This is a genomic window from Bizionia argentinensis JUB59, assembly GCF_000224335.1.
Classification (GTDB): Bacteria; Bacteroidota; Bacteroidia; order Flavobacteriales; family Flavobacteriaceae; genus Algorimicrobium; species Algorimicrobium argentinense.
This window is the reverse complement of record NZ_AFXZ01000040.1, coordinates 1-7,061: the sequence shown is the minus strand read 5'-3', so window position 1 is coordinate 7,061 and position 7,061 is coordinate 1. Positions and strand designations below refer to the sequence as shown.

Sequence of the window (7,061 nt, the reverse complement as noted above, 5' to 3'; positions counted from 1 at the left end):
TTTTAAGCTATATAATCAAACGTAATATTTTTATTTTTTAATTCCTTTTTAAGATTGTTTGATTCTGGTATTATTTAAATAAAAAGCTTACACTAAATTGTCTAAAAGCAATATTAAGCCATTTCACTTCGTTGTTGTCTAGTGCATTAGAGAAAGTAATTGCTTCGTTTTTATGGTCGGTCAGAATTAGCATGTGAGATATGTTGAGAATCCAAGTTATAATCTTTCTTCAATTTGCCCAGTTGCTCTCTACTAGAGGTGTTTTCTTTGTCCTTATTTCGCAAATTTGACCACTTCCACTATAAGTATTGAAGAGTAGGTAGTTTTTAGCAACTTGATTAAATCTTTTGTAACAGGCTTTTGTAATTTCTAGATCGGGGTGAATATATGAGGGTACTTCTTTAAGTATTCAAAAATAATTTCGAAAACATTTTATTGAATTTAAGATTCAGAGGTATGTGAAATTGAATTTATGTCTTTGTTTTAAAGTTAGAGAATTTAAAATTCGAATAAAAATTAACATCTAATAACATAGCAAAAATGCTTCCTAAAAAAAAGCACAAATATTACACATCTAATAATAAAAGTTTAATTGTTTTGATCTAAAAGCTTGGAAGTTAGCTTTTTAATTTCTAGTTTTAAACTCTATTAATCTTAAAATAATAATACTATGAAAATTAAAAAAGTAAATTTTGGAGCTAAAATGGAAGCTTTAACAAAAAATGAATTGGTAGAATTAGATCAAATAAAGGGAGGCGCACAGTACCCTACATGTGCGACATATTATTTTTGGGACCCTGAATTACAGGCCTGTGTAAGAGATCCGAGGTTTATTAATAGAGATTTAGCTGTTAGGATGATGGACTAAATTAGCGTTACAGCATTAATAATTTAAAGGTAGTGATTTTATATTGCTACCTTTTTTGTTTTTATATGTGTTTAAGTTAGTGTCTTTTTTTAGTATAGGATTGATTTAATTTGGGATAATTTACACCAAAAGCTAAAATAAAATAAAGGTTTAATTTATGAAATGATACTCATTAATTTTACATTTAACAATTACATGCACATGTTTAGCTATATTCAAAGTTTGCCAAAATAATTTCCAAAGCATTTTCATTAAATTAGTGATTCAGGGGTATGTAAAATTGAATTTATGTCTTTGTTTTAAAGTTAGAGAATTTGAAATTCGAAGAAAATTAAAACCTAAATTACGTAGCAAAAATGCCTCCTTAAAAAGCACAAACATTACACATCTAATAATAAAAGTTTGATTATTTTACTTTAAAAGCTTGGAAGTTAGCTTTTTAATTTCTAGTTTTAAACTCTATTAATCTTAAAATAATAATACTATGAAAATTAAAAAAGTAACTTTTGGTGCTAAAATGGAGGCACTAACAAAAAATCAGTTTATGCACTTGTCCAAAATAAAAGGGGGAGATCAAGTTCCAGAAGTTGTAGTTCATTTACCTACACGCGCTGCTCCTAGAGAGTGTGATAAAGGATACGAATGGAATGACCAATTAGGTCAATGCGTCCGTGTTTTCGTGGAAATGGAAGCAGCTGCATCGATGGTCAGATTCTAGTTTATTAATGCTAAAAAAACAAAGCTCTTTTATAAAAGAGCTTTTTTTTGTACATGAAAATATTTAATAGTTTAGTTTTAAAAATAGCCAGTAGGTGCAATTTAAATTGCTCCTACTGCTTTATGTATAATTTAGGGGATACATCTTATAAGGGGCAGCCTAAATTTATGAGTGAATCCACTGTGGATGATGTAATACATGAAGCTTACGAGTATATTGTTAGGCATAATATTGAGAATTTTGATTTTCTATTTCATGGTGGAGAGCCCATGTTGGCTTCTAAAGAATTTTTAGAAGACTTTATAGTGAAGGCAAATAAGCTTGAACAAAAAGTAGAAAATTTAAAAATTAGATTCGAAATTCAGACTAACGGCGTCTTAATTGATAAATCATGGTGTGATTTTTTCAATAGATTTAAAATAGATGTTGGAATAAGCGTTGATGGTACTAAAGAGTCCCATAATAAATACAGGGTTGACCATAAAGGGAAAGGAAGTTATGACATAGTAAAAGCGGTGTGTGGTTTAGTTAAAAAAGAACTGGATTATCTGAATGTAATATGCGTAATTGACTTTGACAGTAGTCCTCGAGAAGTATATGAAAACTTTAAGTTATTAAATGTTGATTCTGTTAACTTTTTAATACCTGATTATAATTATCAAAGTTTCCCTTACCCTTACACTGATAAATATGATTATAAGGTAGCTAATTGGCTAATTGAATTGTTTGAATTATGGTTTAACGACGAAGGTAAATTTAGAATAATATTCCTAGAGGGTTATTTAAACAAAATAATTGGTTTGAGTGGTGAACAAGATGAGTTAACTAATGAGTTAAAATCTTTAGTTATAGAAACTAATGGAGAGATTGAGCCCATAGATTCATTGAAAGCATGTGGACATAATTTCACCAAAACGGGACTAAAAGTAAAAAGCAATAAATTAGAAGATATATATACTTCTCCAATAGGCAGTTTATATTTTAATGAAAAACAAACCTCGGAGAAATGCTTGAAATGCCCTATTTATGAAATTTGCGTGGGAGGTAGAATTGTTCACAGATACGATAAGGAGACGAAATTTAACAATCCATCAGTATATTGTTATGATTTAGTGAAGTTTATAGCGCATATGCAAAATAGACTTTTAGATGATTTTCCAGATATAGATAAAGATGATATTTATAGGATTGATTATAAGGAGGTGACAGCTGAATTAAATGCAATATAGTTGTCGTTATCAAAAATATCAAAAGCATAATTCAAAATTTATTTAAACTTTTTGATATCAGGTTTTAAAGAGTTTAAATTTTAACCAAAAATCACCTAATGTTAAAAATTTTTAGAAGATATTGAGATTGTCTAAAAAAATTAAAAATTAAAACTCAATAACCTCCTTTATTATCTTGAGAAAATTTCCAGCATATTTACAAACTGAAGCCAAGGATTGTGGTCCTACTTGTATTAAAATAATTGCCAAATATTATGGTAAACTAATTAACACGCAACAATTAAGGAACTTAAGCGAAACCACCAGAGAAGGCAGTAGTTTATTGGGTGTAAGTGAAGCTGTAGAATCTATTGGCTTTAAATCTTTAGGAGTAAAGCTGTCCTTTAATGATTTATTGGAAGCACCTTTGCCTTGCATTGTTCATTGGAATAAAGCTCATTATATTGTCTTATATAAAATAAAAAAAGGCATGGTTTATGTTTCAGATCCTGCTCATGGTTTAATTATATATACAAAACAGGAGTTCATAAAATATTGGATTGGCAACAATGCAGATGAAACGACGGTAGAAGGTATTGCTTTGTTAGTGGAGCCTACTCCAAAGTTTTACCAATCGGAGTTTGATGAAGATGAAAAGTTTGGGTTTCGCTTCATATTTAAATATCTTTTTAAATATAAAAAATTCTTAGTTCAGTTAATTGTTGGCTTGCTAGCTGGTAGTTTATTACAATTAACCTTTCCGTTTTTAACACAAAGTGTCGTTGATGTTGGTATTAAAAATCAAGATATTAATTTTGTTTATCTTATATTAATAGCACAATTATTTCTATATATTGGTCAAGCAGCACTTGAAATTATTAGAAGTTGGATTTTATTACATCTCAGTACAAGAATAAATATTTCATTGATATCCGATTTTTTTATTAAGTTAATGAAACTACCAATTTCATATTTTGATGTTCGCATGACTGGCGATTTATTACAACGAATAAACGACCATAAGCGTATTGAACGTATTTTAACCACGTCCTCTCTATCCGTGTTGTTCTCCTTTTTTAATCTTATTGTATTTAGCTTCGTTCTAGCTTATTATAGTTTACAAATATTTGGTGTTTTTGTACTAGGTAGTATCTTGTACTTTGCTTGGGTGTTATTCTTTTTTAAGAAAAGAAAAGAGCTCGATTACAAACATTTTTCAGAAGTAAGTCGTGAACAAAGTAAAGTTATTGAACTTATTAATGGTATGCAAGAAATTAAATTGCACAATGCCGAAAGGAGGATGCGATGGAATTGGGAGTACGTGCAAGCAAGCCTTTTTAAAATAGCTACTAAAAGTTTAGCATTAGAGCAAACTCAAAGTGTCGGTTCTAATTTTATTAACCAAATAAAGAATATGTTTATAACAATTCTTTCAGCTATGTTAGTAATTGAAGGCGATATTACTTTAGGAATGATGATGGCTATAAGCTACATTGTTGGTCAATTAAACGGTCCCATAATTCAACTTATAAGTTTTATGAAAGACCTACAAGATGCTCAAATTTCATTGGATAGATTGGGCGAAATCCATAATATGGAAGATGAAGAAAAACAAGATGAAGACTATATAACTAATATACCGAAAAATGCAACCATAAAAATTGATGAAATATCTTTTAGATACACAGGAGGTGAAGAGCCGGTTTTAGAAAACTTATCACTAGAAATACCGGAGAATAAAACTACGGCCATCGTTGGTGTGAGTGGAAGTGGAAAAACTACATTGATGAAAATATTGCTTGGTTTCTACCCTGTTGATAAAGGAAGAATTATGATTGATAATTTTAACCTAAAAAATATCTCTCCAAAAGAATGGAGAAGAAATTGTGGGGTAGTAATGCAAGAGGGGTATATTTTCAATGATACTATTGCTAAAAACATAGCAGTTGGTGAAGATTATGTGGATAAAGAAAAATTAACACATGCGATAAAAGTTGCTAATATATCAGATTATATAGAAAACCTTCCATTAGGTTTTAATACAAAAATAGGTAGTGAAGGATCTGGTTTAAGCACAGGGCAAAAGCAGCGATTATTAATTGCAAGATCCGTATATAAGAACCCTAAATTTTTATTTTTTGATGAAGCAACTTCTGCTTTAGATGCTAATAATGAAAAGGTGATAATGGAAAATTTAAACACTTTTTTTAAAGATAAAACGGTGGTTGTAATAGCTCACAGGTTAAGTACGGTACAAAATGCACATCAAATTGTAGTATTAGACCAAGGGAAAATTATAGAAAAAGGAAATCATAAAGAGTTAATAGCTTTAAAAGGAAGTTATTATCATTTGGTAAAAAACCAATTAAATTTAGGTGAATAATGCCCAATAGAAGTCAACATATAGAAATAAGAAGTGAAGAAGTTCAAGAAATTTTAAGCTATGTTCCTAATTGGATGATTCGTTGGGGAAATACTTTGTTTCTACTCTTAATTTTAATGTTGCTATTTATCACTTGGTTTATAAAATATCCAGATATAATTTCTACGTCAGTGACGATTACAACCACCTTTCCTCCGGAAAAAATTTACGCAAATACATCAGGTAAGTTCGATGCTATTTTAGTGGAAGATGGCGATTCAATTACATCAAATCAGACATTGGCTATCCTTGAAAATACGGCATTATATGAAGACGTTTTTTTATTAAAGAGGGTGATTGATACGTTTACCATAAATAGAAATAATTTTTCTTTTCCCATTGAAGATTTACCTCCATTACTTTTAGGTAATATCAATAGTTATTTTTATGATTTCGAAAATAATTATTCAGAATATATTTTGAATATAAAATTGAATCCTTTCAAAAATCAATCTTCAGCAAATCAATTATCCTTAATTGAGGCTAAAGGCAGATTGCGGATTTTATACTCGCAAAAAGAATTAAATTCACAAGAATTAGAGTTCAAGGAAAAAAGTCTAATAAGGCAAAAAGGGCTTTTTGATAAAGGCATTATATCGGCTAAAGATTTTGAGCAAAAACAAATAGAATTTCTTCAAGCACAAAAGGAATTTAAAAGTGTAGAGAGTTCTATATCCCAAATAAGAGAGTTAATTAGTAATTCTACAAAAAATTTAAGAGGAACTTCAATAGAAAAGACACAACAAGAAAGCAGGTTGTTGAAGCAAACAATTCAATCTTTTTATCAGCTTAAAGAGGCGATTAAAGATTGGGAGAAAGAATTTGTTTTGCGATCTTCAATACCGGGCAAGTTATCTTTTTTATCTTTTTGGGATAAAAATCAAACGGTACAAAAGGGTGATTTGGTTTTTACTGTAATTCCAACTAATGGTCAATCTTTCATCGGAAAAATAGTGGCACCAGCGGCCAATTCCGGAAAAATACAAAAAGGTCAAACAGTGCAAATAAAATTGTCCAATTATCCATCTGATGAATATGGTGAATTAAACGGAAAAGTACAGTCAATTTCATTAATGCCAAACCAAGATGGTAATTACTTAATTGATGTAGAACTACCAGTAAAGCTCATAACAACGTACAATAAAAAAATAGCTTTTAGACAAGAAATGACGGGGGTTGCCAATATAGTAACCGAAGATTTAAGATTGATTGAACGTTTCTTTTATCAGCTTAAGAATATCATTCAATAAATAATATTTCTTTTTTAAAATAGCTTAAATTTTCTCCACCTGTATGATGCGAAGGAATGCTAACATCTAATTATTGCATAAAACAAATTCAAAATTTTTATTAAAACAGCAATTGAGGCTTTTATGGTATATTCTGATAGCTATCCAATAAATAAAATATCACACTATTTATTAATTCTATCAGTTTGGGTATGATTAATAATTTTCACGCAATTAAACATACGGAGTTTGGAATGAAATTAAGTTTATATCAGATTAAAAATAGGACCCAACAAAACATAAATAATTATAAAAACAAAAATTGTACCAATACAGCCGCACGTACCGCCACCTATTTTTTTGGCTCCCCAGCCAGCAAGAAGCATTCTAAATAATTTTTTCATATTCTTCAATATTAGACTTCAATATTAGACTTCAATATTAGACTTCAATATTAGACTTCAATATAGTATTAAACCAGAATTGGTTGATGGGCATTTACAAAAAAATGATGTCGTAATTACATTTTTATTTATAGCGTCGAAACAAATAGTGTTTTTTATTAGGAACACAGTATTTATGGAAAGTAAAGAGCTATAATCGATGCCTTAATATT

At 29.4% G+C, this 7,061-nt stretch carries 5 protein-coding genes; all 5 read left to right on the top strand.

Annotated features, from left to right (window positions below; translation table 11 throughout):
- Positions 1-670: 670 nt before the first annotated feature.
- The 5 genes from BZARG_RS11140 to BZARG_RS11120 all read left to right on the top strand — a co-directional run bounded on the left by BZARG_RS11140 (position 671) and on the right by BZARG_RS11120 (position 6,466).
- Positions 671-868: a hypothetical protein gene (locus tag BZARG_RS11140; RefSeq protein WP_008638413.1), complete on the top strand. Its 198-nt coding sequence runs from the start codon at positions 671-673 to the stop codon at positions 866-868.
- A 484-nt stretch (positions 869-1,352) separates the two neighbouring features.
- Positions 1,353-1,586 carry a hypothetical protein gene (locus BZARG_RS11135; protein WP_008638428.1) on the top strand — a complete coding sequence of 78 codons (234 nt, stop codon included), beginning with the start codon at positions 1,353-1,355 and terminating at the stop codon, positions 1,584-1,586.
- A gap of 53 nt (positions 1,587-1,639) precedes the next feature.
- Positions 1,640-2,815: a radical SAM protein gene (locus tag BZARG_RS11130; RefSeq protein WP_008638415.1), complete on the top strand. Its 1,176-nt coding sequence runs from the start codon at positions 1,640-1,642 to the stop codon at positions 2,813-2,815.
- A 175-nt stretch (positions 2,816-2,990) separates the two neighbouring features.
- On the top strand, positions 2,991-5,177 hold the full coding sequence (locus BZARG_RS11125; RefSeq protein WP_008638418.1) for a peptidase domain-containing ABC transporter: 2,187 nt from the start codon (positions 2,991-2,993) through the stop codon (positions 5,175-5,177).
- The gene (locus BZARG_RS11120) at positions 5,177-6,466 is read left to right on the top strand and encodes an HlyD family secretion protein (RefSeq protein WP_008638426.1); all 1,290 of its coding nucleotides are present in this window, start codon (positions 5,177-5,179) and stop codon (positions 6,464-6,466) included. The genes BZARG_RS11125 and BZARG_RS11120 overlap by 1 nt, the downstream gene beginning before the upstream one ends.
- Positions 6,467-7,061 lie beyond the last annotated feature (595 nt).

Bases quoted from the DNA above. Each gene is read 5' to 3' on its own strand.
- BZARG_RS11140 (WP_008638413.1), top strand. From the start codon at position 671: ATGAAAATTAAAAAAGTAAATTTTGGAGCTAAAATGGAAGCTTTAACA.
- BZARG_RS11135 (WP_008638428.1), top strand. From the start codon at position 1,353: ATGAAAATTAAAAAAGTAACTTTTGGTGCTAAAATGGAGGCACTAACA.
- BZARG_RS11130 (WP_008638415.1), top strand. From the start codon at position 1,640: ATGAAAATATTTAATAGTTTAGTTTTAAAAATAGCCAGTAGGTGCAAT.
- BZARG_RS11120 (WP_008638426.1), top strand. From the start codon at position 5,177: ATGCCCAATAGAAGTCAACATATAGAAATAAGAAGTGAAGAAGTTCAA.